General features: G+C 63.6%; 23 protein-coding genes. 22 read left to right on the top strand and 1 reads right to left on the bottom strand.

Annotated features, from left to right (window positions below; translation table 11 throughout):
- Positions 1-178: 178 nt before the first annotated feature.
- The 22 genes from DTW89_RS02155 (at position 179) to DTW89_RS02045 (ending at position 23,147) form a co-directional block, all read left to right on the top strand.
- Positions 179-4,912: a glutamate synthase-related protein gene (locus tag DTW89_RS02155; protein WP_114654722.1), complete on the top strand. Its 4,734-nt coding sequence runs from the start codon at positions 179-181 to the stop codon at positions 4,910-4,912.
- Between the two features lie 48 nt (positions 4,913-4,960).
- A complete protein-coding gene (locus DTW89_RS02150) occupies positions 4,961-6,439 on the top strand; it encodes a glutamate synthase subunit beta (RefSeq protein WP_114654721.1) in 1,479 nt (492 codons plus the stop codon).
- A 281-nt stretch (positions 6,440-6,720) separates the two neighbouring features.
- Positions 6,721-7,515 (top strand): amino acid ABC transporter substrate-binding protein, encoded by a 795-nt coding sequence (locus DTW89_RS02145; RefSeq protein WP_024814133.1) that lies wholly within the window; start codon positions 6,721-6,723, stop codon positions 7,513-7,515.
- A gap of 186 nt (positions 7,516-7,701) precedes the next feature.
- Positions 7,702-8,355 carry an amino acid ABC transporter permease gene (locus tag DTW89_RS02135; protein ID WP_024814134.1) on the top strand — a complete coding sequence of 218 codons (654 nt, stop codon included), beginning with the start codon at positions 7,702-7,704 and terminating at the stop codon, positions 8,353-8,355.
- On the top strand, positions 8,336-9,115 hold the full coding sequence (locus DTW89_RS02130; protein WP_114654720.1) for an amino acid ABC transporter ATP-binding protein: 780 nt from the start codon (positions 8,336-8,338) through the stop codon (positions 9,113-9,115). Before DTW89_RS02135 ends, DTW89_RS02130 begins: the two co-directional genes overlap by 20 nt.
- 356 nt (positions 9,116-9,471) lie before the next feature.
- Positions 9,472-10,305 (top strand): ABC transporter ATP-binding protein, encoded by an 834-nt coding sequence (locus DTW89_RS02125; protein ID WP_114654719.1) that lies wholly within the window; start codon positions 9,472-9,474, stop codon positions 10,303-10,305.
- Positions 10,302-11,084: a lipid asymmetry maintenance ABC transporter permease subunit MlaE gene (gene mlaE, locus DTW89_RS02120; RefSeq protein ID WP_114654718.1), complete on the top strand. Its 783-nt coding sequence runs from the start codon at positions 10,302-10,304 to the stop codon at positions 11,082-11,084. The genes DTW89_RS02125 and mlaE overlap by 4 nt, the downstream gene beginning before the upstream one ends.
- Before the next feature lie 33 nt (positions 11,085-11,117).
- Positions 11,118-11,606: an outer membrane lipid asymmetry maintenance protein MlaD gene (mlaD, locus tag DTW89_RS02115; RefSeq protein ID WP_114654717.1), complete on the top strand. Its 489-nt coding sequence runs from the start codon at positions 11,118-11,120 to the stop codon at positions 11,604-11,606.
- A 62-nt stretch (positions 11,607-11,668) separates the two neighbouring features.
- Complete coding sequence (locus DTW89_RS02110) at positions 11,669-12,397, top strand: MlaA family lipoprotein (protein WP_236637002.1); 729 nt, start codon at positions 11,669-11,671, stop codon at positions 12,395-12,397.
- A gap of 126 nt (positions 12,398-12,523) precedes the next feature.
- Entirely contained in the window at positions 12,524-13,168 is a 645-nt protein-coding gene (locus tag DTW89_RS02105) for an MlaC/ttg2D family ABC transporter substrate-binding protein (protein ID WP_114654715.1), read from the top strand.
- 16 nt (positions 13,169-13,184) lie between these two features.
- The gene (locus DTW89_RS02100; protein WP_024814141.1) at positions 13,185-13,457 is read left to right on the top strand and encodes an STAS domain-containing protein; all 273 of its coding nucleotides are present in this window, start codon (positions 13,185-13,187) and stop codon (positions 13,455-13,457) included.
- Positions 13,458-13,550: 93 nt separating this feature from the next.
- A complete protein-coding gene (locus DTW89_RS02095; protein WP_114654743.1) occupies positions 13,551-14,489 on the top strand; it encodes an ABC transporter ATP-binding protein in 939 nt (312 codons plus the stop codon).
- Entirely contained in the window at positions 14,486-15,241 is a 756-nt protein-coding gene (locus DTW89_RS02090; RefSeq protein ID WP_114654714.1) for an ABC transporter permease, read from the top strand. Before DTW89_RS02095 ends, DTW89_RS02090 begins: the two co-directional genes overlap by 4 nt.
- Before the next feature lies 1 nt (position 15,242).
- Complete coding sequence (locus DTW89_RS02085; protein WP_087743867.1) at positions 15,243-15,485, top strand: BolA family protein; 243 nt, start codon at positions 15,243-15,245, stop codon at positions 15,483-15,485.
- Between the two features lie 90 nt (positions 15,486-15,575).
- Positions 15,576-16,850 (top strand): UDP-N-acetylglucosamine 1-carboxyvinyltransferase, encoded by a 1,275-nt coding sequence (murA, locus tag DTW89_RS02080; protein WP_114654713.1) that lies wholly within the window; start codon positions 15,576-15,578, stop codon positions 16,848-16,850.
- Positions 16,847-17,506 carry an ATP phosphoribosyltransferase gene (gene hisG, locus DTW89_RS02075; RefSeq protein ID WP_442858083.1) on the top strand — a complete coding sequence of 220 codons (660 nt, stop codon included), beginning with the start codon at positions 16,847-16,849 and terminating at the stop codon, positions 17,504-17,506. The genes murA and hisG overlap by 4 nt, the downstream gene beginning before the upstream one ends.
- Positions 17,507-17,526: 20 nt before the next feature.
- Positions 17,527-18,897, top strand: coding sequence for a histidinol dehydrogenase (gene hisD, locus DTW89_RS02070; protein WP_114654712.1), 1,371 nt, complete (start codon positions 17,527-17,529; stop codon positions 18,895-18,897).
- An 87-nt stretch (positions 18,898-18,984) separates the two neighbouring features.
- Positions 18,985-20,112, top strand: a complete 1,128-nt coding sequence (gene hisC, locus DTW89_RS02065; RefSeq protein WP_035240915.1) for a histidinol-phosphate transaminase — start codon at positions 18,985-18,987, stop codon at positions 20,110-20,112.
- Positions 20,109-20,744 (top strand): imidazoleglycerol-phosphate dehydratase HisB, encoded by a 636-nt coding sequence (hisB, locus tag DTW89_RS02060; RefSeq protein WP_094098616.1) that lies wholly within the window; start codon positions 20,109-20,111, stop codon positions 20,742-20,744. The genes hisC and hisB overlap by 4 nt, the downstream gene beginning before the upstream one ends.
- A 52-nt stretch (positions 20,745-20,796) precedes the next feature.
- Positions 20,797-21,486 carry an imidazole glycerol phosphate synthase subunit HisH gene (hisH, locus tag DTW89_RS02055; RefSeq protein WP_094098615.1) on the top strand — a complete coding sequence of 230 codons (690 nt, stop codon included), beginning with the start codon at positions 20,797-20,799 and terminating at the stop codon, positions 21,484-21,486.
- A gap of 61 nt (positions 21,487-21,547) precedes the next feature.
- Positions 21,548-22,294, top strand: coding sequence for a 1-(5-phosphoribosyl)-5-[(5-phosphoribosylamino)methylideneamino]imidazole-4-carboxamide isomerase (gene hisA / locus DTW89_RS02050; protein WP_094098614.1), 747 nt, complete (start codon positions 21,548-21,550; stop codon positions 22,292-22,294).
- Positions 22,284-23,147 carry a D-hexose-6-phosphate mutarotase gene (locus DTW89_RS02045; protein ID WP_114654711.1) on the top strand — a complete coding sequence of 288 codons (864 nt, stop codon included), beginning with the start codon at positions 22,284-22,286 and terminating at the stop codon, positions 23,145-23,147. The genes hisA and DTW89_RS02045 overlap by 11 nt, the downstream gene beginning before the upstream one ends.
- A 9-nt stretch (positions 23,148-23,156) precedes the next feature.
- Here DTW89_RS02045 and DTW89_RS02040 read toward each other — a convergent pair whose 3' ends face one another.
- On the bottom strand, positions 23,157-24,326 hold the full coding sequence (locus tag DTW89_RS02040) for a spherulation-specific family 4 protein (protein WP_236636997.1): 1,170 nt from the start codon (positions 24,324-24,326) through the stop codon (positions 23,157-23,159).
- Positions 24,327-24,337 lie beyond the last annotated feature (11 nt).

The raw sequence follows: 24,337 nt of genomic DNA, 5'->3' as shown, positions 1-24,337 counted from the left end.
TTGACTTGTAGCGCTTTATCAATAAGCGCTAGTAGCTATCAATATTGATTTGTCCCTAATAAAAATAGATCAACAAAACAATGCAAAAAATTGGACTCTGACCCCAATTTTTGTGCTTGCCTCGATATGTTGCATTGCACTATTCTTGCAGTCCCTGCGAAAAATATAGGAGTGCGCCATGACCACGGCTGCCGAGATCCAGCATCTGCAACAACACGGTTTGTATTCATCGGGTAACGAACACGACGCCTGCGGCCTCGGGTTTGTGGCCCACATCAAAGGCATCAAGCGCCACGACATCGTGACGCAGGCCTTGAAGATCCTGGAAAACATCGACCACCGTGGTGCGGTGGGTGCCGACCCGCTGATGGGTGACGGTGCCGGTATCCTGATCCAGATTCCCGACGCGCTGTACCGCGAAGAGATGGCCAAGCAGGGTGTGACCTTGCCTGCGGCTGGCGAATACGGCGTGGGCATGATCTTTTTGCCCAAGGAGCACGCATCCCGTCTGGCCTGCGAGCAGGAGATGGAGCGCGCCATCAAGGCCGAAGGCCAGGTGCTGCTGGGCTGGCGCGATGTGCCGGTGAATGTGGACATGCCCATGTCCCCCACCGTGCGCAAGAAGGAGCCCATCCTGCGCCAGGTCTTCATCGGCCGTGGCAACGACGTGATCGTGCAGGACGCGCTGGAGCGCAAGCTGTACGTGATCCGCAAGACGGCCAGCGCCAACATCCAGGCGCTCAAGCTCAAGCACAGCAAGGAATACTACGTTCCGTCCATGTCCAGCCGCACCGTGGTCTACAAGGGCCTGCTGCTGGCCGACCAGGTGGGCGTGTACTACCTCGACCTGCAGGACGAGCGCTGCGTTTCGGCCATCGGCCTGGTGCACCAACGCTTTTCCACCAACACCTTCCCAGAGTGGCCATTGGCCCACCCCTACCGCTATGTGGCGCACAACGGTGAAATCAACACCGTCAAGGGCAACTACAACTGGATGAAGGCCCGCGAAGGCGTGATGGCCTCGCCCGTGCTGGCGGCCGACCTGCAAAAGCTCTACCCCATCAGCTTTGCCGACCAGTCCGACACGGCCACGTTCGACAACTGCCTGGAATTGCTGACGATGGCGGGCTACCCCATTAGCCAGGCCGTGATGATGATGATCCCCGAGCCCTGGGAGCAGCACACCACCATGGATGAGCGCCGTCGCGCCTTCTATGAATACCACGCCGCCATGCTCGAGCCTTGGGACGGCCCTGCCTCCATCGTGTTCACCGATGGTCGCCAGATCGGCGCCACGCTGGACCGCAACGGCCTGCGCCCCTCGCGCTATTGCATCACCGACGACGATCTGGTCATCATGGGCTCGGAGTCGGGCGTGTTGCCCATCCCCGAGAACAAGATCGTGCGCAAGTGGCGCCTGCAGCCTGGCAAGATGTTCCTGATCGACTTGGAACAAGGCCGCATGATCGATGACGATGAGCTCAAGGCCAACATCGTCAACACCAAGCCCTACAAGCAGTGGATCGAGAACCTGCGCATCAAGCTCGACAGCATTGAAACCGGTGCTGATGCTGTGGCCCCACAAACTGCTGACCTGCCCCTGCTGGACCGCCAGCAAGCCTTTGGCTACACGCAGGAAGACATCAAGTTCCTGATGGCCCCCATGGCCAAAAATGGCGAAGAAGGCATTGGCTCCATGGGCAACGACAGCCCGCTGGCCGTACTCTCGGGCAAGAACAAGCCGCTGTACAACTACTTCAAGCAGCTGTTTGCGCAGGTGACCAACCCGCCGATCGACCCGATCCGCGAAGCGATCGTGATGTCGCTCAACAGCTTCATCGGCCCCAAGCCCAACCTGCTGGACATCAACCAGGTCAACCCGCCCATGCGCCTCGAAGTCAGCCAGCCTGTGCTGAACTTCGCCGACATGGCCAAGCTGCGCGACATTGAACGCCACACCAACGGCAAGTTCAAGAGCGTGACCATCGACATCACCTACCCCCTGAGCTGGGGCCGTGAAGGCGTGGAAGCCAAGCTGGCCTCGCTGTGCGCGCAGGCTGTGGACGCCATCAAGGGCGGTGCCAACATCCTCATCATCAGCGACCGCGCCGTGAGCGCCACGCAAGTGGCCATTCCCGCGCTGCTGGCCTTGTCGGCCATTCACCAGCACCTGGTGGGTGCGGGCCTGCGCACCACCGCCGGACTGGTGGTTGAGACCGGCACCGCCCGCGAAGTGCACCACTTCGCCGTGCTGGCAGGCTACGGCGCAGAGGCCGTGCACCCCTACCTGGCCATGGAAACCCTGGCCGACATGCACAAGGACCTGGGCGGCGACCTGTCTGCCGACAAGGCCATCTACAACTACGTCAAGGCGATTGGCAAGGGCCTGTCCAAGATCATGTCCAAGATGGGCGTGAGCACCTACATGAGCTACTGCGGCGCCCAGCTGTTCGAGGCTATCGGCCTGAACACGGAAACCGTGGGCAAATATTTCACCGGCACCGCCAGCCGCGTGGAAGGCATTGGCGTGTTCGAAATCGCCGAAGAAGCCATCCGCATGCACAAGGCCGCGTTTGGTGACGACCCTGTGCTCGAAACCATGCTCGACGCCGGCGGCGAATACGCCTGGCGCGCCCGTGGCGAAGACCACATGTGGACGCCGGACGCGATTGCCAAGTTGCAGCACAGCACGCGTGCCAACAACTGGAACACGTACAAGGAATACGCCCAGATCATCAACGACCAGAGCAAGCGCCACATGACGCTGCGCGGCCTGTTCGAGTTCAAGATCGATCCGGCCAAGGCGATCCCGGTCGACGAAGTCGAGCCCGCCAAGGAAATCGTCAAGCGCTTTGCCACGGGCGCCATGTCGCTCGGCTCCATCTCCACCGAGGCGCATGCCACGCTGGCCGTGGCCATGAACCGCATCGGCGGCAAGAGCAACACGGGTGAGGGCGGTGAGGACGAGCGCCGCTATCGAAACGAGCTCAAGGGCATTCCAATCAAGAAGGGCGACACGCTCAAGAGCGTGATTGGCGCCGAGAACGTGGAGGTCGATCTGCCGTTGCTGGACGGCGATTCGCTGCGCAGCCGCATCAAGCAGGTGGCGTCGGGCCGCTTTGGTGTGACGGCGGAATACCTCTCGTCAGCCGACCAGATCCAGATCAAGATGGCCCAGGGCGCCAAGCCCGGTGAAGGCGGTCAGCTGCCCGGCGGCAAGGTCTCGACCTACATCGGCAAGCTGCGCCACAGCGTGCCCGGCGTGGGCCTGATCTCGCCCCCACCGCACCACGACATCTATTCCATCGAGGACTTGGCGCAGCTGATCCATGATCTGAAGAACGTCGCACCGCACGCCAGCATCAGCACCAAGCTGGTGTCGGAAGTGGGTGTGGGCACCATCGCTGCGGGCGTGGCCAAGTGCAAGAGCGACCACGTCGTGATTGCCGGCCATGACGGCGGCACGGGCGCCTCGCCCTGGTCGTCCATCAAGCATTGCGGCGGCCCCTGGGAAATCGGCCTGGCCGAAACCCAGCAGACCCTGGTGCTCAACCGCCTGCGCGGTCGCATCCGTGTGCAGGCCGACGGCCAGATGAAGACCGGCCGCGACGTCGCCATTGGCGCACTGCTGGGCGCCGACGAGTTTGGCTTTGCCACGGCCCCACTGGTGGTCGAGGGCTGCATCATGATGCGCAAGTGCCACCTGAACACCTGCCCCGTGGGCGTGGCCACGCAAGACCCGGTGCTGCGCGCCAAGTTCTCGGGCAAGCCCGAGCATGTGGTGAACTACTTCTTCTTCATCGCCGAAGAAGTGCGCCAGATCATGGCGCAGCTGGGCATCAAGAAGTTTGACGACCTGATTGGCCGCACCGACCTGCTCGACATGCGCCAAGGCCTGGAACACTGGAAGGCCCGTGGCCTGGACTTCAGCCGCTTGTTCGCCCAGCCCAACGTGCCTGCCGACGTGCCGCGCTTCCATGTGGACGTGCAAGACCACAACATCGAGCACACGCTGGACCGCAAGCTCATCGAGCGCAGCCAGCCCGCCATTCAAAAGGGCGAGCGCGTGCAGTTCATCGAAGTGGCGCGCAACGTGAACCGCTCGGTCGGCGCGATGCTCTCGGGCGCGGTGACCCGCGTGCACCCTGAAGGCCTGCCGGACGACACCATCCGCATTCAGCTGGAAGGCACGGGCGGCCAGTCGTTCGGTGCGTTCCTCACCCGCGGTATCACGCTGTATTTGATTGGCGATGCCAACGACTACACCGGCAAGGGCCTCTCGGGCGGGCGTGTGATCGTGCGCCCCAGCATCGACTTCCGCGGTGACGCAGTACGCAACACCATCGTGGGCAACACCGTGATGTACGGCGCCACCACGGGCGAGGCCTTCTTTGGTGGCGTGGCGGGCGAACGCTTTGCCGTGCGCCTGTCGGGCGCCACGGCAGTGGTCGAAGGCACGGGCGACCATGGTTGCGAATACATGACCGGCGGCACCGTGGTCGTGCTGGGCAAGACCGGGCGCAATTTTGCTGCGGGCATGAGCGGCGGTGTGGCCTATGTGTACGACGAGGATGGCCAGTTCGACACCCGCTGCAACATGGCCATGGTGACACTGGAGCGCATCCTGCCCTCGGCCGAACAGGAGGTGACCGTGCCGCGTGCCATCTGGCATGGTGGCCAGACCGACGAAGCCCAGCTCAAGAAGCTGCTCGAAGACCACAACCGCTGGACGGGCAGCAAGCGCGCCCGCGAGTTGCTGGACAACTGGGCCACTTCGCGCAGCAAGTTTGTCAAGGTCTTCCCGACCGAGTACAAGCGTGCATTGTCTGAGATTAATGAACGAAAAGTGCTTGAAGAGCCCGCTACACCTGCAGTAGCAGCTATCAAAAAGGAAGTGACGCCCGCCAAGTAAGGCGACGCCGCAGACATCCGCACAGCATTCACAGACAAGGACATCGTCATGGGAAAAACCACCGGCTTCATGGAATACGAGCGCATCGAAGAGGGCTACAAGCCCGTGCCAGAGCGCCTGAAGCACTACAAGGAATTCGTCATTGGCCTCGATGAGGCGCAAGCCAAGGTGCAGGGCGCGCGCTGCATGGACTGCGGCACGCCGTTTTGCAACAACGGCTGCCCGGTCAACAACATCATTCCGGACTTCAACGATCTGGTCTACCACGCCGACTGGAAGAGCGCGATCGAGGTGCTGCACAGCACCAACAACTTCCCCGAGTTCACTGGCCGCATCTGCCCCGCGCCTTGCGAGGCGGCCTGCGTGCTCAACGTGAACGACGACCCGGTGGGCATCAAGTCCATCGAACACGCCATCATCGACCGCGCCTGGGCCGAGGGCTGGGTGCAGCCGCGCGTGGCCAAGCACCAGACCGGCAAGAAAATCGCCGTGGTGGGATCAGGCCCCGCCGGCATGGCGGCTGCCCAGCAGCTGGCACGCGCAGGCCACAGCGTCACGCTGTTTGAAAAGAACGACCGCGTGGGCGGGCTGCTGCGCTACGGCATTCCCGACTTCAAGATGGAGAAATCGCACATCGACCGCCGCGTGCAGCAGATGCAGGCCGAGGGTGTCACCTTCCGCACCGGCGTGTTTGTGGGTGCCGCCAAAGACGGTCTGGGCAAGGATTCCAAGGTGACCAACTGGGCCAAGGAAACCATCACGCCCGAGCAGTTGAACAAAGATTTTGATGCCGTGCTGCTGACCGGCGGTGCCGAGCAGTCGCGCGACCTGCCGGTGCCCGGCCGCGACCTCGATGGCATCCACTTCGCCATGGAGTTCCTGCCCCAGCAGAACAAGGTCAACGCGGGCGACAAGCTCAAGGGCCAGCTCCTTGCCACGGGCAAGCATGTCATCGTGATTGGCGGCGGCGATACCGGCAGTGATTGCGTGGGCACCAGCAACCGCCACGGCGCGGCCAGCGTGACGCAGTTCGAGGTCATGCCCCAGCCCCCTGAAGTGGAGAACCGGCCCCTCACCTGGCCCTACTGGCCGCTCAAGCTGCGCACCAGCTCCAGCCACGAAGAGGGCTGCGTGCGCGAGTTCGCCATCTCCACCAAGGAGTTCACGGGCGAAAAGGGCAAGGTCAAGGGCCTGACCACCGTGCAGGTCGAGTTCAAGGACGGCAAGCTGGTGGAAGTGCCTGGCACCGAAAAGCACTACCAGGCCGACCTGGTGCTGCTGGCCATGGGCTTTGTGAGCCCCGTGGCACCGGTGCTCGATGCTTTTGGCGTGGACAAGGACGCGCGCGGCAATGCCCGCGCCACTACGGATTTTGACGGCGGCTACGCCACCAACGTGCCCAAGGTGTTCGCAGCAGGCGACATTCGCCGGGGCCAGAGCCTGGTGGTCTGGGCCATCCGCGAAGGCCGCCAGGCGGCGCGCGCCGTGGACGAGTTCCTGATGGGCTACTCGGACCTGCCCCGCTGACCGGGGCCTTGGCCCTGCCTGAACAACGGCGCCCTGGGGCGCCGTTGTTGTTGATGACGCTATAAATAATATAGCTATTGGCCCATGCCGCATAAGCGCTAGGGCCCTATTTTTCTTGAATTTCTCTGGGCGGTGCATGGCGGGTGGGTGCATGCAGGCACCAACGGTGGGACAATTGAGGGTTTTCCCGGGGTGGGGTGTTGCATGTCGCGCCACCGTGCGAATGTTGGACGCCCCTTGATTCCCCTTGTCCGTAGATCTCTCAAAAAAATCGCTACACCATGAAAAAAATTGCCGCTGTTGCCTTGCTGACCCTGGGCGCCGTGCTGGCTGGTTGCTCCAAGCAGGAGCCCGCCGCACCCGCCGCCACACCCGCGCCAGCGGCTGTCACCAAAATCGTCGTCGGCCTGGACGACAACTTCCCGCCCATGGGTTTTCGCAACGAGAAGAACGAGCTGATCGGCTTTGACATCGACATGGCCAAGGAAGCCGCCAAGCGCCTGGGCCTGGAAGTGGAATTCAAGCCCATCGACTGGAGCGCCAAGGAAGCCGAGCTCTCGGGCAAGCGCGTGGACGCACTGTGGAACGGCCTGACCATCACCGAAGAGCGCAAGCAGAACATCCTGTTCACCGCGCCCTACATGGAAAACCACCAGATCATCGTGGTGGCCGCCAACTCCGCCATCAAGACCAAGGCTGATCTGGCCGGCAAGGTGGTCGGCGCCCAGGAAGGCAGCAGTGCCGTGGACGCCATCAAGAAGGACGAGGCCGTCTTCAAGTCGTTCAAGGACATCAAGACCTTTGGCGACAACGTGACCGCCCTGATGGACCTGACCACCGGCCGCCTGGATGCCGTGGTGGTCGATGAGGTGGTGGGCCGGTACTACGTGGCCAAGAAGCCCGACGTCTATGCCGTGCTCGACGACCACTTCGGCACCGAAGACTATGGCGTGGGCCTGCGCAAGGACGACACCGATCTGCACGGCAAGCTGGACAAGGCCCTGGCCGACATGAAGGCCGATGGCGTCGCCGCGAAGATTGCCGAGCAATGGTTCGGCAAGAATATTCTCAAATAATTCGGACCACCCCCCTGAGGCGCTGCGCGCCTTCCCCCCGCTCTCGCAGCGCTGTGCGCTGCGGGCAGGGGGACACCGCCAGCGCCAACACGTTGTCGTGGCGGCCCTTGCGCGGCGGTCGCTGGCATGGGCCGTGCCAGTTGCGACGGCCAAGGATAGAAACACACACGGAACTGTCGCGACAGCATGGACTACGTTCTCTCCCTTCTGGGACCGCTGGCGCAGGGCGCTGCCGTCACCCTCAAGCTGTTTGCCATCACGCTGGCATTGGCGGTGCCGCTCGGGCTGGTGCTGGCGCTGGCGCGCGTGTCGCGCTTTGCGCCGTTGTCGGCGGCCGTCAACGGCTACATCTGGCTCATGCGCGGCACCCCGCTCATGCTGCAGATGCTGTTTATCTACTTTGCACTTCCGTTCGTGCCGGTGATTGGCGTGCGACTGCCCGACTTTCCGGCGGCGGTGGCGGCCTTTGCGCTGAACTACGCGGCCTACTTTGCCGAGATCTTTCGCTCCGGCATCCAGTCGGTGGACCGGGGGCAGTACGAGGCCGCCAAGGTACTGGGCATGGGCTACGGCCAGACCATGCGCCGCATCGTGCTGCCGCAGACGGTGCGCAGCATATTGCCGCCCATGAGCAACGAGACCATCACCCTGGTCAAGGACACCTCGCTGATTTACGTGCTGGCCCTGAACGACCTGCTGCGCGCCGCGCGCGGCATCGTGCAGCGCGACTTCACCACCACGCCCTTCATCGTGGCCGCGGCCTTCTATCTCATCATGACCCTGATCCTCACCTGGGGGTTTCAGCGCATGGAGAAACGCTATGCCAAATATGACCAGTGATGCGCCCATGATCGAGGCCCGTGACATCCGCAAGGCCTTCGGCGCCAACCAGGTGCTGCGCGGCGTCTCGCTGCAGTTGCGCCAGGGCGAAGTGGTGGCGGTGATCGGGCCGTCGGGCTCGGGCAAAAGCACCTTTCTGCGCTGCCTGAACCATCTGGAAACCATCGACAGCGGCCATATCGCCATCGAGGGCGAAACGCTGGTCACCACCGACGCTCAAGGCCGCTGCGTCTACGCGCCGGACGCCGAGTTGCGCCGCATCTGCCGCAAGACCGGCATGGTGTTCCAGCACTTCAACCTGTTTGGGCACCTCACGGTGCTGGAGAACCTGATCGAGGCGCCCATGGTGGTGCAGGGCCTGTCGCGCGAAGCGGCCATCGCCCGCGCCGAACGGCTGCTGGCCAAGGTGGGCCTGTCCGACAAGCAGGGCAACTACCCCGCGCGCCTGTCGGGTGGGCAAAAGCAGCGCGTGGCCATCGCGCGCGCGCTGTGCATGGAGCCCGACATCATGCTGTTCGACGAGCCCACCTCGGCGCTCGACCCCGAGCTCACCGGCGAGGTGCTGCGCACCATGCGCGAGCTGGCCGATGAGCGCATGACCATGCTGGTGGTCACCCACGAAATGGGCTTTGCGCGCGAGGTGGCGAACACCGTGGCCTTCATGGACCAGGGCGAACTGATTGCAGCGCGGCCCGCAGGAGATTTTTTTGCCGATCCGGGGCATGAGCGGGCGAGGGTGTTTTTGCAGCACATGCTTTGATTTTTTAGGTCGAATTGGGCTCTCGCGCTTATCTATAGAGCGCTGGTAGCTATTGTTTTAATAGTAAATGCTGGCTTTTTGGAGGGCTGCCGTCGGGGCCAGACCCGGCCAGCCACCGCCACAACGCCCCCCAGCTCCAACGAGGCCCCTGCAAGCCGCACCCCCGCAACCCATTTCGCAATGGCGACCCAGCGACACGGCTTGCTACCGAATTTTTATAACCGTCAAGCATGGACAAGCGTCACTTGCACACCACAGGTTTTAACGATGGGCTGAGCAACACCAAGGGGTTTCCCCTATGATGCTTGGTCTGCTGTCAGGGTCTCGGCCTCTGACGGCGTTTTTTGTTCTGCACCATGCCATTCAACGACTCATCGCCCGCCAGCGCGCTGGCGGAACTGCGCAACGTCACCTTCGGGTACGGTGAGCGCGTGATCCTGCGCGACGTGTCGTTGAAGATCCCGCGCGGCAAGGTCACGGCGCTCATGGGGGCGTCGGGCGGGGGCAAGACCACGGTGTTGCGCCTGATTGGCGGTCAGCACCGGGCGCAGGAAGGCGAAGTGCTGTTCGACCGGCAGGATGTGGGTCGCATGGATGCGGCGGGCTTGTATGCGGCCCGCAGGCGCATGGGCATGCTGTTCCAGTTTGGTGCCTTGTTCACCGATCTGACGGTGTTTGAAAACGTGGCGTTTCCGCTGCGCGAACACACCGACCTGTCGGATGCGCTGGTGCGCGACATCGTGCTCATGAAGCTCCATGCCGTGGGCCTGCGCGGGGCGCGCGATCTCATGCCCAGCCAGATTTCCGGGGGCATGGCGCGGCGCGTGGCGCTGGCGCGGGCGATTGCACTCGACCCCGAACTCGTCATGTACGACGAGCCCTTTGCCGGGCTCGACCCCATTTCGCTGGGCACGGCCGCGCAACTTATCCGGCAACTCAACGACGCGATGGGGCTGACCACCCTCTTGGTGTCGCACGACCTGGATGCCACCTTTGCGCTGGCAGACCACGTCATCATTTTGGGGGCTGGCGTGGTGGCGGCGCAGGGAGCCCCCGCCGAAGTGCGCGCCAGCACCGATCCGCTGGTGCACCAGTTTGTCAACGCGCTGCCCACGGGCCCGGTGCCGTTCCATTACCCGGGGCCCACGGCGGCCAGTGATTTTGGTCCGCTGGACGGGAGGTCTGCATGAGCTGGTGGCGTCCTTCGGATGTGGGCTTTGCCGTGCGCAGCCAGCTGGCCGATGCGGGCCTGGCGGCGCGCCTTTTCTGGCGCTTGATCCGGCTGTTCCCTGCGGCCTTGCAGCGCCCTGGGCTGGTGCGCGACCAGGTGCATTTTCTGGGCAACTATTCGCTGGCCATCATTGCGGTGTCGGGCCTTTTCGTGGGTTTTGTGATGGCGCTGCAGGGTTTTTACACGCTGCAGGATTTTGGCTCTACCGAGGCACTGGGCCAGCTGGTGGCGCTGAGTTTGCTGCGCGAGCTGGGGCCGGTCATCACGGCCCTGCTGTTTGCGGGGCGCGCAGGCACTTCGCTCACGGCCGAGATCGGGCTGATGCGCGCTGGCGAGCAGCTGAGCGCCATGGAGATGATGGCCGTGGACCCCGTGCGCCGCATTCTGGTGCCCCGTTTCTGGGCGGGCGTCATCGCCATGCCCGTGCTGGCGCTGGTGTTCAACGCGGTGGGCGTGATTGGCGGCTGGATGGTGGCGGTGCCCATGATCGGGCTGGACGGTGGCGCCTTCTGGAGCCAGATGCAGGGCGGTGTGGATATTTTCAGTGACCTGGGCAACAGCGTCATCAAGAGCCTGGTGTTTGGTTTCACCGTGACCTTCGTGGCGCTGCTGCAGGGCTACACGGCCAAGCCAACGCCGGAAGGGGTTTCGCGCGCCACCACGCGCACCGTGGTGATGGCCTCGCTGGCGGTGTTGGCGCTGGACTTCGTCCTCACGGCCATGATGTTCAGTATCTGACGCTGGCGCAGCCGGCGTGACAAGGAAAGCACGATGCAACAATCCAAAAACGATCTCTGGGTAGGCCTGTTTGTCATGCTCGGGGCCGCCGCGCTGGTGTTTCTGGCGCTGCAGTCGGCCAACCTGCTGCAGCTGAACTTTCAGACCGGCTATCGCGTCACCGCGCGTTTCGACAACATCGGCGGCATCAAGCCCAAGGCGGCAGTGCGCAGCGCGGGGGTGGTGGTCGGGCGAGTGGAGTCGATCACCTTTGACGACAAGACCTTTCAGGCGCGCGTGACGCTGGAGCTGGAAAAGCAGTACGCTTTCCCCAAGGACAGCTCCCTGAAGATCCTGACCAGTGGTCTGCTGGGCGAGCAATACATCGGCATTGAGCCCGGCGCCGACGAAAACAATCTGGTGGCAGGCGACACCCTCACTGCCACACAGTCCGCCGTGGTGTTGGAAAACCTGATTGGCCAGTTTCTTTACAGCAAGGCGGAAGAGGGCGGCAAGCCATCGGACGCAGGCGGGAAAAAATGATGACATGGATGACTGCGGGCTTCACCCGCACTGATGGACAGCCTGGGTTTGCTGGCGTGGGCATGCGCTGGTGCGCACTGGCGTTGGGCGCTTTGCTGCTGGCCGGTTGTGCTAGCGGACCGGGCGCCAATCCCCGCGATCCGCTGGAGCCCTACAACCGCAGCATGACCCGCTTCAACGACGGCGTGGATGAGTCGGTGCTCAAGCCCGTGGCCACGGCCTACAAGGACGTCGTGCCCTCCCCGGTGCGCACGGGGGTGAACAACTTTTTCGGCAACCTGGGCGATGTCTGGTCGTTTGTGAACAACGTCCTGCAGTTGCGCCACGAAGAAGCGTACGCCAGCCTGGTGCGTTTCAACGTCAACACGGTGTTTGGCCTGGGCGGGCTGCTCGACATTGCCTCGGAAATGGGGGTGGAGCGCAACCGGCAGGACTTTGGCCTCACGTTGGGGCGCTGGGGCGTGCCCACGGGGCCCTATCTGGTGCTGCCCCTGCTGGGGCCGTCCACGGTGCGCGATACCGCCGCATTGCCTGTGGACATGCAGGGAAATCTGGTGGGCCAGTTCGATTCGATTGCTGCGCGCAATTCGCTGTATGCGTTGCGGGCGGTGGACACCCGGGCCAGTTTGCTGGGGGCCGGGGCCGTGCTGGAAGGTGCGGCGCTGGACAAATACACGTTCACGCGGGATGTGTTCCTGCAGGTGCGCGCACAGCGCGCAGGACGCCCCGGTGCCGACGATGCCAACGGCGACGACAACGGCGGTGTGCTGCCGCAAGAGTCCGACTATTGAGCGCCGGTCGCTGTTGCGTGTGCTTGCAACTGCTTGCGTAAGCGCAACACACCGACGCATGGCGTACATCCCGTCCGACCACAATGAATTGACATGCGACACAGTCGCCCGATGGAAAGAACTGACATGACGATGAATCGACGCACGCTGGGCCGCATGGCCGCAACACTGGCCGTGGCCTGCTCCGTGGCGGTGCCATGGGCCGCCTGGGCTGCCGACGAGGGGCCCGACGCGCTGATCAAGCGCCTGTCCACGGAAGTGATCGGCAGTGTTCGGGGTGACAAGGCCATCCAGGCGGGTGACATCAACAAGGTGATCGCCCTGGTGGACAAGGTGGTCATGCCCAACGTGAATTTCCGGCGCATGACGGCGGCTGCCGTGGGCCCGGGCTGGCGCCAGGCCAGCCCCGAGCAGCAAAAGCGCCTGCAGGAAGAGTTCAAGGTTCTGCTGGTTCGTACCTATGCGGGCGCTCTGGCCCAGGTGAGCGACCAGACCATCACCATCAAGCCCCTGCGTGCAGCACCCGAAGATAAGGATGTGCTGGTGCGCACCGAGGTCACGGGCCATGGTGACCCGATCCAGCTCGACTACCGGCTTGAGAAAACCCCCGGTCAAGGCGCCGGCTGGAAGATCTACAACCTGAACGTGATGGGTGTCTGGCTGGTTGAAACCTACCGCAGTCAGTTTGCCACCGAGATCAATGCGCGCGGCGTGGACGGCCTCATTGAAGCGCTGGTAACCCGCAACAAGACGAATGCCGCCAAGGGCTGACAGCGAGATCCCGCGCATGCTGGTACTTCCGTCCGAACTCACCCACGAACAGGCCAGTGCCTGCCTGCGCATGCTGGTGCAGGGGCTGAAGGTTCTCAAGGGCCCGCAGGTGGTGGTGGATGCCAGCGCCCTGGCCGTGTTTGACACGTCTGCGCTGGCCGTGCTGCTGGAATGCCGGCGCGAGGTGCTGGCGGACGGCAAGGCGTTTGTGGTCAAGGGCCTGCCCCCGGCCCTGGTGGGCATGGCCGGCCTGTATGGCGTGGATGCCTTGCTGCAGGCGGCCAGCTGACTTTGCGGTGCGCCCACAATGCCCTCGGACGCCCGCGTGCTGTTGGGCGCCGGGCGGCGGGGCACGGGCCAAGGCCTTAAAATCAAAGGCTTCATGCCCGCAGTCTCATTCCAAGCCGTCTCCAAGACCTTTGTCACACCCAAAGGCCCCTTCCAAGCACTGAACCAGGTCAACCTGGACATCGAGGAGGGCGAATTCTTCGGGCTTCTCGGCCCCAACGGTGCCGGTAAAACCACACTCATCAGCATTTTGGCCGGCCTGGCGCGCGCCACCAGCGGGCGTGTGCTGGTGCAGGGCAGTGATGTGCAGACGCACTTTGCCGAGGCCCGGCGCAAGCTGGGCGTGGTGCCGCAAGAGCTGGTGTTCGATCCGTTTTTCAACGTGCGCGAGGCGCTGCGCTTTCAGTCGGGCTATTTTGGCGTGAAGAACAACGACGCCTGGATTGACGAACTGCTGGCCAACCTGGGCCTGTCGGACAAGGCCAACGCCAACATGCGCCAGCTGTCGGGTGGCATGAAACGGCGCGTGCTGGTGGCCCAGGCCCTGGTGCACAAGCCGCCCATCATCGTGCTCGATGAACCCACGGCGGGCGTGGATGTGGAGTTGCGCCAGACGCTCTGGCACTTTATCGCCCGCCTGAACAAAGAGGGGCACACGGTGCTGCTCACCACCCATTACCTGGAAGAGGCCGAGGCCCTGTGCGGGCGCATCGCGATGCTCAAGGCCGGGCGCGTGGTGGCGCTCGATCGCACGTCCGAGCTGCTCAAGACGGCTTCGGGCAGCGTGCTGCAATTCAAGACCGATGCGTTGCTGCCGCCCGCACTGGACCACCTGGCGCGCGTCACCGGCCGCATCGTGCAGTTGCCCGCACGCGATGCGGCAGAGATCGAAAACCATCTCGCCACCCTGCGCGTGGCGGGTGTCGAGGTGCAGGACATGGAAATCCGCCGGCCCGATCTGGAAGATGTGTTCCTGCAGGTGATGTCGGGCACCTCCGCATCCAACATTCCCCTGTCGGAGGTGGCACTGTGACCGGCTGGCAAACTCTTTTTTACAAGGAAGTGCTGCGCTTTTGGAAGGTGAGCTTCCAGACCGTGGCCGCGCCCGTGCTCACCGCCGTGCTGTACCTGCTGATCTTTGGCCATGTGCTCGAAGACCATGTAAAGGTGTATGACCGCATCAGCTACACCGCTTTTCTGGTGCCGGGGCTGGTGATGATGAGCGTGCTGCAAAACGCCTTCGCCAACAGCTCATCGAGCCTGGTTCAGAGCAAGATCATGGGCAGCCTGGTGTTTTTGCTGCTCACGCCACTGTCGCACTGGGCCTGGTTTGTGGCCTATGTGGGCTCGTCCATGCTGCGCGGGCTGGTCGTGGGGCTGGGGGTGTTCATTGTCACCCTGGCGTTTGCGCGGCCGGAGTTTGCGGCGCCGCTGTGGATTGTGGTCTTTGCATTTCTGGGCGCGGCCCTGCTGGCAACGCTGGGGCTGATTGCCGGGCTGTGGGCCGACAAGTTTGACCAGATGGCGGCGTTCCAGAACTTCGTCATCGTGCCCATGACGTTTCTGTCGGGCGTTTTTTATTCAATCCAGTCGCTGCCGCCTTTCTGGCAGACCGTGAGCCACCTGAATCCTTTTTTCTACATGATTGACGGCTTTCGCTATGGCTTTTTCGGCCAGAGCGACACTTCTCCCTGGCTCAGCCTGGGCATCGTGGGCATTGCTTGGCTGGCCGTGAGCCTTTTTGCCGTGCACCTGCTGCGCATCGGCTACAAAATTCGGAACTGACATGACTGCAGACCAACTTAAAGACATCATCGCCGCAGGCCTGGCCTGCGATCACATCACGCTGGAGGGCGACGGCCGCCACTGGTATGCCACCATCGTCTCGGCCGAGTTCGAGGGCAAGCGGGCCATTCAGCGCCACCAGCGCGTATATGCCACGTTGGGCGCCAAGCTGGCCAATGACGAAGTGCATGCCCTGTCGATGAAGACCTTCACGCCCGCAGAGTGGGCAACGCAGGCACAGTGAATAGTGGATTGACGCTCTTAAATTAATAGCTGCTAGCGCTTTATTCATAAGCGCTAGAAGCACTTTTCATACATATTTCTGACTTTTGCGATGGACAAACTCCTGATCCGCGGCGGACGCACCCTCCATGGCGAGGTGCTGGTCTCTGGCGCCAAGAACGCCGCCTTGCCGGAGTTGTGCGCCGCACTCCTCACAGCCGAGCCGGTGACGCTGCTGAATGTTCCCCAGTTGCAGGATGTGAGCACCATGCTCAAGCTCATCCGCAACATGGGCGTGACGGCCGAGCGATCGGACGATGGCACCGTGCGCATTGACGCCGGTGCGCTCAATACGCCCGAGGCCCCCTACGAATTGGTCAAGACCATGCGCGCCTCGGTCCTGGCGCTGGGCCCGCTGCTGGCCCGCTTTGGCGAGGCCACGGTGTCGCTGCCTGGCGGTTGCGCCATCGGTTCGCGCCCGGTGGACCAGCACATCAAGGGCATGGCCGCCATGGGCGCCGAGATCGTGGTCGAGCACGGCTACATGATCGCCAGGTTGCCGGCAGGATGGACGCGCCTGAAGGGCGCACGCATCACCACCGACATGGTCACCGTGACGGGCACCGAGAACTTCCTCATGGCTGCCGCGCTGGCCGAGGGCGAGACAGTGCTGGAAAACGCCGCCCAGGAGCCTGAAATTTCGGACCTGGCCGATATGCTGATCGCCATGGGCGCAAAGATTGAAGGCCATGGCACCAGCCGCATCCGCATCCAGGGCGTCGAGCGGCTGCACGGTTGCACCCACCGCGTGGTGGCCGACCGCATCGAGGCCGGCACCTTTTTGTGTGCCGTGGCGGCCACGGGTGGTGATGTGGTGCTGCGCCACGGTCGTGCCGACCACCTCGACGCCGTCATCGAAAAACTGCGCGAGGCCGGTGCCACCGTGCAGGCGGTCGAAGGCGGTATCCGCGTGCAAAGCGCAGGCGCCGCTACGCTCAAGGCCCAGGGCTTTCGCACCACCGAATACCCGGGTTTCCCCACCGACATGCAGGCGCAGTTCATGGCGCTCAATTGCATTGCCCAGGGCACGGCCACGGTGACCGAAACGATTTTTGAAAACCGCTTCATGCACGTCAACGAACTGGTGCGCCTGGGCGCCAAGATCCAGACCGATGGCAAGGTGGCCGTGATCAAGGGCGTGCCACGCCTGTCGGGCGCCACGGTGATGGCCACCGACCTGCGCGCCTCGGCCAGCCTGGTCATTGCGGGCCTGGTGGCCGACGGCGAAACGGTGGTGGACCGCATCTACCACCTGGACCGTGGCTACGACTGCATGGAAGCCAAACTGCGCGGCATTGGCGCCGACATTGAACGGATAAAAGCATGAGCAGCAGCATGATCACCCTGGCGCTCTCCAAAGGCCGCATCTTTGACGAAACCCTGCCCCTTCTGGCCGCTGCCGGCATCGAGGTGCTGGAAGACCCGGAAAAGTCGCGCAAGCTCATCTTGCCCACCAATCTGCCCAATGTGCGCGTGGTGCTGGTGCGTGCCACCGATGTGCCTACCTATGTCGAATACGGCGGCGCCGACCTGGGTGTGACGGGCAAGGACACCCTCATCGAGCATGGCGGCCAGGGCCTGTATCAGCCGCTCGATCTGCGCATTGCCAAGTGCCGCGTCAGCGTGGCCGTGCGCAACGATTTCGATTACGCCCAGGCCGTCAAGAAGGGCTCGCGCCTGAAGGTGGCCACCAAATACACCAGCATCGCCCGCGACTTCTTTGCGGCCAAGGGCGTGCATGTGGACATGGTCAAGCTCTATGGCAGCATGGAACTGGCGCCCCTCATCGGCCTGGCTGACGCCATCGTCGATCTGGTGTCCACCGGCAACACCCTCAAGGCCAACCACCTCGTCGAGGTGGAACGCATCATGGACATCAGCTCGCACCTGGTGGTCAACCAGGCGGCACTCAAGCTCAAGCAGGCGCCGCTGCGCCGCATCATCGATGCGTTTGCCTCCGCGATTCCCGCAGATAAAAACTGAAACTCCCACCGAATCACACTATGACTTTGGTAGCTGCTCCCGCCCGTCTGTCAACCACTGCGGCCACTTTTGAGGCTGATTTTGCAGCCCGCCTGCATTGGTCTGCCGACACCGACGCGGCCATCGAGCAGCGCGTGGCCGACATCCTGGCCGACGTGCAGCAGCGCGGCGATGCAGCGGTACTGGAATACACCCAGCGCTTTGATGGCCTGCAGGCCGACTCCATGGCGGCGCTGGAGCTGACGCAGGCAGAGCTCAAGACCGCTTTCGACGCCATTCCCGCCGTGCAGCGCGACGCGCTGCAGGCCGCCGCTGCCCGCGTGCGCCGCTACCACGAGGCACAAAAAAAGGCCTCGGGCGAGAGCTGGAGCTACCGCGACGAAGGCGGCACGTTGCTGGGTCAGAAGGTCACGCCGCTGGACCGCGTGGGCATCTATGTGCCCGGTGGGAAGGCCGCTTATCCGAGCAGCGTGCTCATGAACGCCATCCCTGCCCATGTGGCGGGTGTGGGCGAGATCATCATGGTAGTGCCCACGCCGGCCCGCAGGGACGGCCCTTGGCCATCCCCCAAGGGCGAGAAAAACGCCCTGGTGCTGGCCGCCGCCTACGTGGCGGGCGTCACCCGCGCCTTTACCATCGGCGGCGCCCAAGCTGTGGCCGCGCTGGCTTACGGCACGGCCACCGTGCCCAAGGTGGACAAGATCACCGGCCCCGGCAACGCCTATGTGGCCAGCGCCAAAAAGCGCGTGTTCGGCACCGTGGGCATCGACATGATTGCGGGCCCGAGCGAAATTTTGGTGCTGGCCGACGGCACCACCCCGCCCGACTGGGTGGCCATGGACCTGTTCAGTCAGGCCGAACACGACGAGCTGGCGCAAAGCATTCTGCTGTGCCCCGATGCCGCCTATATCGATGCCGTGCAAGAGGCCATCGACCGCCTGCTGCCCACCATGCCGCGCGCCGAGATCATTGCCAAAAGCCTCACGGGCCGTGGCGCACTGATCCTCACGAAAGACATGGAAGAAGCCTGCGCCATCAGCAACCGCATCGCGCCCGAGCACCTGGAAGTGAGCAGCAACGACCCGCACCGCTGGGAACCACTGCTGCGCCACGCAGGCGCCATTTTTCTGGGTGCCTACACGTCCGAGAGCCTGGGCGATTACTGCGCAGGCCCCAACCATGTGCTGCCCACCAGCGGCACGGCGCGGTTCAGTTCGCCACTGGGCGTGTATGACTTTCAAAAGCGCAGCAGCCTGATCGAGGTGAGCGAAGCCGGTGCGCAGACGCTGGGCCAGATCGCCAGCGTGCTGGCCCATGGCGAAGGCCTGCAAGCCCACGCGCGGGCGGCGGAGATGCGGCTCAAGCCGTCGCCAAAGCAAGCGCAAGGCTGACGAGGCCTTTATGCACGATGTCCGGATGGATGCCGTGCCCATGACCAGCCCCTTTCTTGTGGCCCCCAACGCACTGGACACTGCCGAATGAACTCCCCCGCCGCTCCATCGACACCCCTCAACGCGCTGGCCCGCATCCGCCCCGACGTGCGCGCCATGCACGCGTATGGTGTGCAGCCCTCCACCGGCATGCTCAAGATGGACGCGATGGAAAACCCGTTTCGCCTGCCCGCGCATCTGCAGGCGGCGCTCGGCCAGCGGCTGGGCGCGCTGGCGCTCAACCGCTATCCGGGCGACCGCGTGCTGGACCTGAAGGCTGCGCTGGCAAAGTACGCCGACATGCCCGAGGGCTATGGCATCGTGCTGGGCAACGGCTCGGACGAACTCATCACCTTGCTGGCCCTGGCCTGCGCGCAACCTGGCACGGGCCAGCGCGCCACCATGCTCGCGCCCATGCCCGGCTTTGTGATGTATCCGCTGTCTGCACAACTGCAGGGCCTGGACTTCGTGGGCGTGCCGCTCACGCCCGACTTCGAGCTGGATGAGCCCGCCATGCTGGCCGCCATCGCCAGGCATCAGCCTGCCATTACCTACATTGCTTACCCTAACAACCCCACGGCCACGCTGTGGGACGAGGGTGCGGTGCAGCGCATCATCGATGCCGCTGGTGCGCAGGGCGGCATCGTGGTGATGGACGAGGCCTACCAGCCCTTTGCCAGCCGCACATTCATCGACCGCATGCGTGCCGAGCCTGCACGCAATGCCCATGTGCTGCTCATGCGCACACTCAGCAAGTTTGGCCTGGCCGGTGTGCGCCTGGGTTACCTCATCGGCCCCGCCGCGCTGGTGGCCGAGATCGACAAGGTGCGCCCGCCCTACAACGTGAGCGTGCTCAATGGCGAGGCGGCGCTGTTTGCGCTCGAGCATGCCGACGTGTTTGCCGCGCAGGCCGCCGAACTGGTGGCCCAGCGCACGGTGCTGGTGAACGCGCTGCGCCAGATGCCCGGCATTGAAAAATGCTGGGACAGCGAGGCCAACATGGTGCTGGTGCGCGTGGCCGATTCCGCACGGGCGTATGAGGGCATGAAGGCGCGCAAGGTGCTGGTCAAGAACGTTTCTACAATGCACCCATTGCTGGCCAACTGCCTGCGCCTCACGGTGGGCACGGCCGAAGACAACGCACAGATGCTGGCTGCACTCCAGGCTTCCTTATGACTTCCTCCGCACTCGTCACCTCTACCGCCCCTGATTCCCTGGCCGACCGCATTGCCGAGGTCAGCCGCAACACCGCGGAAACCCGCATCAGCGTGCGCGTCAACCTCGACGGCACCGGCCAGGCCAAGCTGCACACGGGCATCGGTTTTTTTGACCACATGCTCGACCAGATCGCCCGCCATGGGCTGATCGACCTGGAGATCGACTGCGCTGGCGACCTGCACATCGACGGCCACCACACGGTGGAAGACGTGGGCATCACCCTGGGCCAGGCGTTTGCGCGGGCGGTGGGCGACAAGAAGGGCATCCGCCGCTATGGCCACGCCTATGTGCCGCTGGACGAAGCGCTTTCGCGCGTGGTGGTGGATTTTTCGGGTCGCCCGGGGCTGCACATCGATGTGAAGTTCACGGCGGGCAGCATCGGCCAGCTCGATACGCAGCTGGTGTACGAGTTCTTCCAGGGCTTTGTGAACCACGCGGGCGTCACGCTGCACATCGACAACCTCAAGGGCATCAACGCACACCACCAGTGCGAAACGATCTTCAAGGCGTTCGGGCGCACGCTGCGCGCGGCGCTGGAGCGCGATCCCCGCTCGGCGGGTGTCATCCCCTCCACCAAGGGTTCTTTGTGAGTTTTTTGGGTCAAATCGGGCTCTAGCCCTTAATGGATAAGCGCTGGCAGCTATGAATATAGAAGCAAAAACCGTTGCGGTGGTCGATTACGGCATGGGCAACCTGCGCTCGGTGTCGCAGGCTGTGCAGGCCGCCGCCCACGACACGGGCTGGACCGTGGTGGTTACTTCTCGTCCGGAAGACGTGCGCGCTGCGCAGCGCATTGTGCTGCCGGGCCAGGGCGCCATGCCCGACTGCATGCGCGAATTGCGCGAGTCGGGCCTGCAGGAGTCGGTGCTCGAAGCCGCCGCCACCAAACCGTTGTTTGGCGTATGCGTAGGCATGCAGATGCTGCTGGACCACAGCGCCGAGGGTCCTGCCGAGGGTGTGCCGGGCTTGGGCCTCATCCCGGGCGATGTGCTCAAGTTCGACCTGGCGGGCAAAACCCAGCCCGACGGCAGCCGTTTCAAGGTGCCCCAGATGGGCTGGAACCAGGTGCGCCAGGTGCCGCACGCCCACCATGCAGGTGGTGCCGTGCACCCGGTTTGGGCGGGCGTGCCCGACAACAGCTACTTTTATTTCGTGCACAGTTTTTATGCCGTGCCGCAAGATGCGGCCCACTGTGCAGGGCAAGCTGACTACGGCGGCTGGTTCGCAGCCGCCATTGCGCGCGATAATATTTTTGCCACGCAGTTTCACCCCGAAAAAAGCGCGGAGCACGGATTGGCCCTGTACCGCAATTTTCTGCACTGGAATCCCTGATATTTTTCACCCCGTTCGGGCCGAGTCGTGACTCGCCCTTTTTCTCCCGAACCTCACCACCATGCTGCTCATCCCCGCCATCGATCTCAAGGACGGCCACTGCGTTCGCCTCAAGCAAGGCGACATGGACCAATCCACCACCTTTGGCGAAGACCCCGCCGCCATGGCCCGCAAATGGGTGGGGCAGGGCGCGCGCCGACTGCACCTGGTGGACCTGAACGGCGCCTTTGCAGGCGTGCCCAAGAACTACGCCGCCATCAAATCCATCCTCAAAGAGGTGGGCGACGAGATCCCGGTGCAGCTGGGCGGCGGTATCCGTGACCTTGACACCATCGAGAAATACATCGACGGCGGTCTGCGCTACGTGATCATTGGCACGGCAGCGGTCAAGAACCCCGGCTTCCTCAAAGATGCCTGCAGCGCCTTTGGCGGCCACATCATCGTGGGCCTGGACGCCAAGGACGGCAAGGTGGCCACCGACGGCTGGAGCAAGCTCACCGGCCACGAGGTGGTGGACCTGGCCAAGAAGTTCGAGGACTGGGGCGTCGAATCCATCATCTACACCGACATCGGCCGCGACGGCATGCTCTCGGGCATCAACATCGACGCCACGGTGAAACTGGCGCAGGCGCTTTCCATTCCGGTGATCGCCTCGGGTGGCCTGTCGAACATGGCCGACATCGAGCAGCTGTGCGCCGTGGAGCACGAAGGCGTCGAAGGCGTGATCTGCGGCCGGGCCATCTACAGCGGCGACCTCGACTTCGCCGCTGCCCAGGCGCGTGCCGACGTGCTGGGCCATGCGGCCTGACCCTGCGGTTGCCAAAAACTCCCTGGAGACATTGCAGGGCCAGCCCTCCATCCGCCTGAGCACCGCCCAGGGCGACACCGCACTGGTGGCCCTGCATGGCGCCCAGGTGCTGTCGTGGGTGGCCGGTGGGCGAGAGCGCCTTTACCTGAGCCCGCAGGCCATATTCGACGGCCAGTCGGCCATTCGCGGCGGCATTCCGCTGTGCTTTCCCCAGTTCAACCAGCGCGGGCCGCTGCCCAAGCATGGCTTTGCGCGCAATCTGGCGTGGGCGGCGCAGGCGCCCTTGTCGGACACCGAACAAGACGCCACTGTGCTGCGCCTTCGACTGCACAGCAGTCCAACCACCCGGGCCATCTGGCCACACGACTTCAAGGCCCAGCTTGCGCTGACACTGGGCGAGGGGTTGCTGCGTGTTCAGCTGGATGTGTGCAACACCAGCAAAACTCTGTGGGAGTTCACCGCGGCATTGCACACCTATCTGGCGGTCGATGCGGTCGAAAGCACCCGTCTGGAGGGGCTGGAGGGGTGCGCACGATGGGATGCGGTGCGGGACCAGCATGGCCTCCAGTCTGGTGCGGTGACCATTGCCGGTGAGTACGACCGTGTTTTCCGTGCGCCAGTGCAGCCCATGCGGCTGCACGACGGCCCGCACAGCCTGCAGATCAGCCAGAGCCAGAGCCTGGGCAGCACCGTGGTGTGGAACCCCGGTGCCAGCCTGAGTTCGCGTTTGCCAGATCTGCCCGCCGACGGCTACCGATCCATGCTCTGCGTGGAGGCAGCACAGATCGATGAACTCGTGCCCTTGGCGCCAGCAGAGCGGTGGCAGGGCTGGCAAGAGCTCAGGGTGCTTTGAGAACAGAACCTATGGGCAACCAGGGAGCGCTTGCCCCTGGTTGATGGCTTCCACGGTCTCCAGCAAACGCGTCCAGTAGCTGGGCAGGGTGGCCCACGGATTGCCTGTGCCTGTGGCGTAGTCGAAAACGCGGTCGGTGGCATAGACCATGCCCGCATTCGCCAGTGGCGTGGCGGCGGTGGCCACAATGCCTTGCATGGCTTGGCATGTCATCACGTTGTGGGCCAGCATGGCCTGGGTGCTGTTGGGCCGCGAATACAGCCAATCTGCGGTCTGCCGTGGGTCGTAGCTGGCGTAGCCCGCTCCTGTGCCCTCAAAGGTGACGACTGCATCAACAACGCCAGCGTACCCTTCGGCGGGAACCGTGCCGGGGTTGCCCAGTATGCGCAGGCCCGGATCCCGGGACTGGATGTGGTCGTAAATCTCCCGGTAGAAACCGATCCTGGCGGGATCGGCGGCCATTTCGTCCAGAAAAATGCCGCTGATCAGGCTGCGCCCATAAAGGTCCAGGTAGCGGTCGATGTTGGCCTTGATGTCGGAGACGGAGCGCGCCCCCGTGCCATAGCGGGTGTAGACATAGCCCAGTAAACGTCCGCCTGCTCCGACAAAATCTTGTGCGGCTAGCAGGTATCGGGGTTCAGTGCTGTTGAAAATGCCGTTGGCGGGGTTGAGGATGGCGGTGACCTTCAGCCCGGGATGGGCGAGTGCGCTGGCGGTCATTCGGTCCCAGTCGGAGCCCCCTGTCGAGGGGTAAAAATACGCCGGAACCAGAATCTCCAGCGGGGCTGGCGGCTGGCGCACGTAAACGGTTTGCGATGAAGTGCCGGTGGCGCCCGAGAACGTGGCAGTGGCCGTGAACGTCTGCTTGCCTGGCGTCGAAGCGGTCAGTGTCGTGCTGGCCGTGCCGCCATGTGTCAAGGTACTGGCGGTGGCAAAGCTGCCTGCCGAGGCGAAGAAATTCACGGTCGTGCCATCGGGTGCCGATGCGCCATTCACGGTGACGCGAGCGCTCACGGCAATGGGGGTGTTGAGGCTGAAAACCTGATTGGCAGCGGCTGGGGCAGCAATGCTCACGCTGAGCGCAGGGGTGGGGGTTTCCGAGCCGCCGCCGCAGGCAGATAAAAATGTTACCAGGCAGAGCATGCCGGCCTGAACGCGGGGAGAAATTTGGTAAGGCATGGCGGCAGGCT

Source organism: Acidovorax sp. BoFeN1, from assembly GCF_003345135.1.
In the GTDB taxonomy this organism is placed as follows: domain Bacteria; phylum Pseudomonadota; class Gammaproteobacteria; order Burkholderiales; family Burkholderiaceae_C; genus Acidovorax; species Acidovorax defluvii.
Note: the sequence above shows the minus strand (reverse complement) of the source record. Positions and strands in the feature narration are given on the sequence as shown.

Excerpts from the sequence above, each read along its gene's own strand:
- DTW89_RS02135 (WP_024814134.1), top strand. The coding sequence starts at position 7,702 with ATGGACTACGTTCTCTCCCTTCTGGGACCGCTGGCGCAGGGCGCTGCC.
- DTW89_RS02110 (WP_236637002.1), top strand. The coding sequence starts at position 11,669 with ATGCGCTGGTGCGCACTGGCGTTGGGCGCTTTGCTGCTGGCCGGTTGT.
- mlaE (WP_114654718.1), top strand. The coding sequence starts at position 10,302 with ATGAGCTGGTGGCGTCCTTCGGATGTGGGCTTTGCCGTGCGCAGCCAG.
- DTW89_RS02095 (WP_114654743.1), top strand. The coding sequence starts at position 13,551 with ATGCCCGCAGTCTCATTCCAAGCCGTCTCCAAGACCTTTGTCACACCC.
- DTW89_RS02100 (WP_024814141.1), top strand. The coding sequence starts at position 13,185 with ATGCTGGTACTTCCGTCCGAACTCACCCACGAACAGGCCAGTGCCTGC.
- DTW89_RS02145 (WP_024814133.1), top strand. The coding sequence starts at position 6,721 with ATGAAAAAAATTGCCGCTGTTGCCTTGCTGACCCTGGGCGCCGTGCTG.
- DTW89_RS02155 (WP_114654722.1), top strand. The coding sequence starts at position 179 with ATGACCACGGCTGCCGAGATCCAGCATCTGCAACAACACGGTTTGTAT.
- DTW89_RS02130 (WP_114654720.1), top strand. The coding sequence starts at position 8,336 with ATGCCAAATATGACCAGTGATGCGCCCATGATCGAGGCCCGTGACATC.
- DTW89_RS02085 (WP_087743867.1), top strand. The coding sequence starts at position 15,243 with ATGACTGCAGACCAACTTAAAGACATCATCGCCGCAGGCCTGGCCTGC.
- DTW89_RS02150 (WP_114654721.1), top strand. The coding sequence starts at position 4,961 with ATGGGAAAAACCACCGGCTTCATGGAATACGAGCGCATCGAAGAGGGC.
- murA (WP_114654713.1), top strand. The coding sequence starts at position 15,576 with ATGGACAAACTCCTGATCCGCGGCGGACGCACCCTCCATGGCGAGGTG.
- mlaD (WP_114654717.1), top strand. The coding sequence starts at position 11,118 with ATGCAACAATCCAAAAACGATCTCTGGGTAGGCCTGTTTGTCATGCTC.
- DTW89_RS02105 (WP_114654715.1), top strand. The coding sequence starts at position 12,524 with ATGACGATGAATCGACGCACGCTGGGCCGCATGGCCGCAACACTGGCC.
- DTW89_RS02045 (WP_114654711.1), top strand. The coding sequence starts at position 22,284 with ATGCGGCCTGACCCTGCGGTTGCCAAAAACTCCCTGGAGACATTGCAG.
- hisA (WP_094098614.1), top strand. The coding sequence starts at position 21,548 with ATGCTGCTCATCCCCGCCATCGATCTCAAGGACGGCCACTGCGTTCGC.
- hisB (WP_094098616.1), top strand. The coding sequence starts at position 20,109 with ATGACTTCCTCCGCACTCGTCACCTCTACCGCCCCTGATTCCCTGGCC.
- hisC (WP_035240915.1), top strand. The coding sequence starts at position 18,985 with ATGAACTCCCCCGCCGCTCCATCGACACCCCTCAACGCGCTGGCCCGC.
- hisG (WP_442858083.1), top strand. The coding sequence starts at position 16,847 with ATGAGCAGCAGCATGATCACCCTGGCGCTCTCCAAAGGCCGCATCTTT.
- hisH (WP_094098615.1), top strand. The coding sequence starts at position 20,797 with ATGAATATAGAAGCAAAAACCGTTGCGGTGGTCGATTACGGCATGGGC.
- DTW89_RS02125 (WP_114654719.1), top strand. The coding sequence starts at position 9,472 with ATGCCATTCAACGACTCATCGCCCGCCAGCGCGCTGGCGGAACTGCGC.
- DTW89_RS02040 (WP_236636997.1), bottom strand. The coding sequence starts at position 24,326 with ATGCCTTACCAAATTTCTCCCCGCGTTCAGGCCGGCATGCTCTGCCTG.
- hisD (WP_114654712.1), top strand. The coding sequence starts at position 17,527 with ATGACTTTGGTAGCTGCTCCCGCCCGTCTGTCAACCACTGCGGCCACT.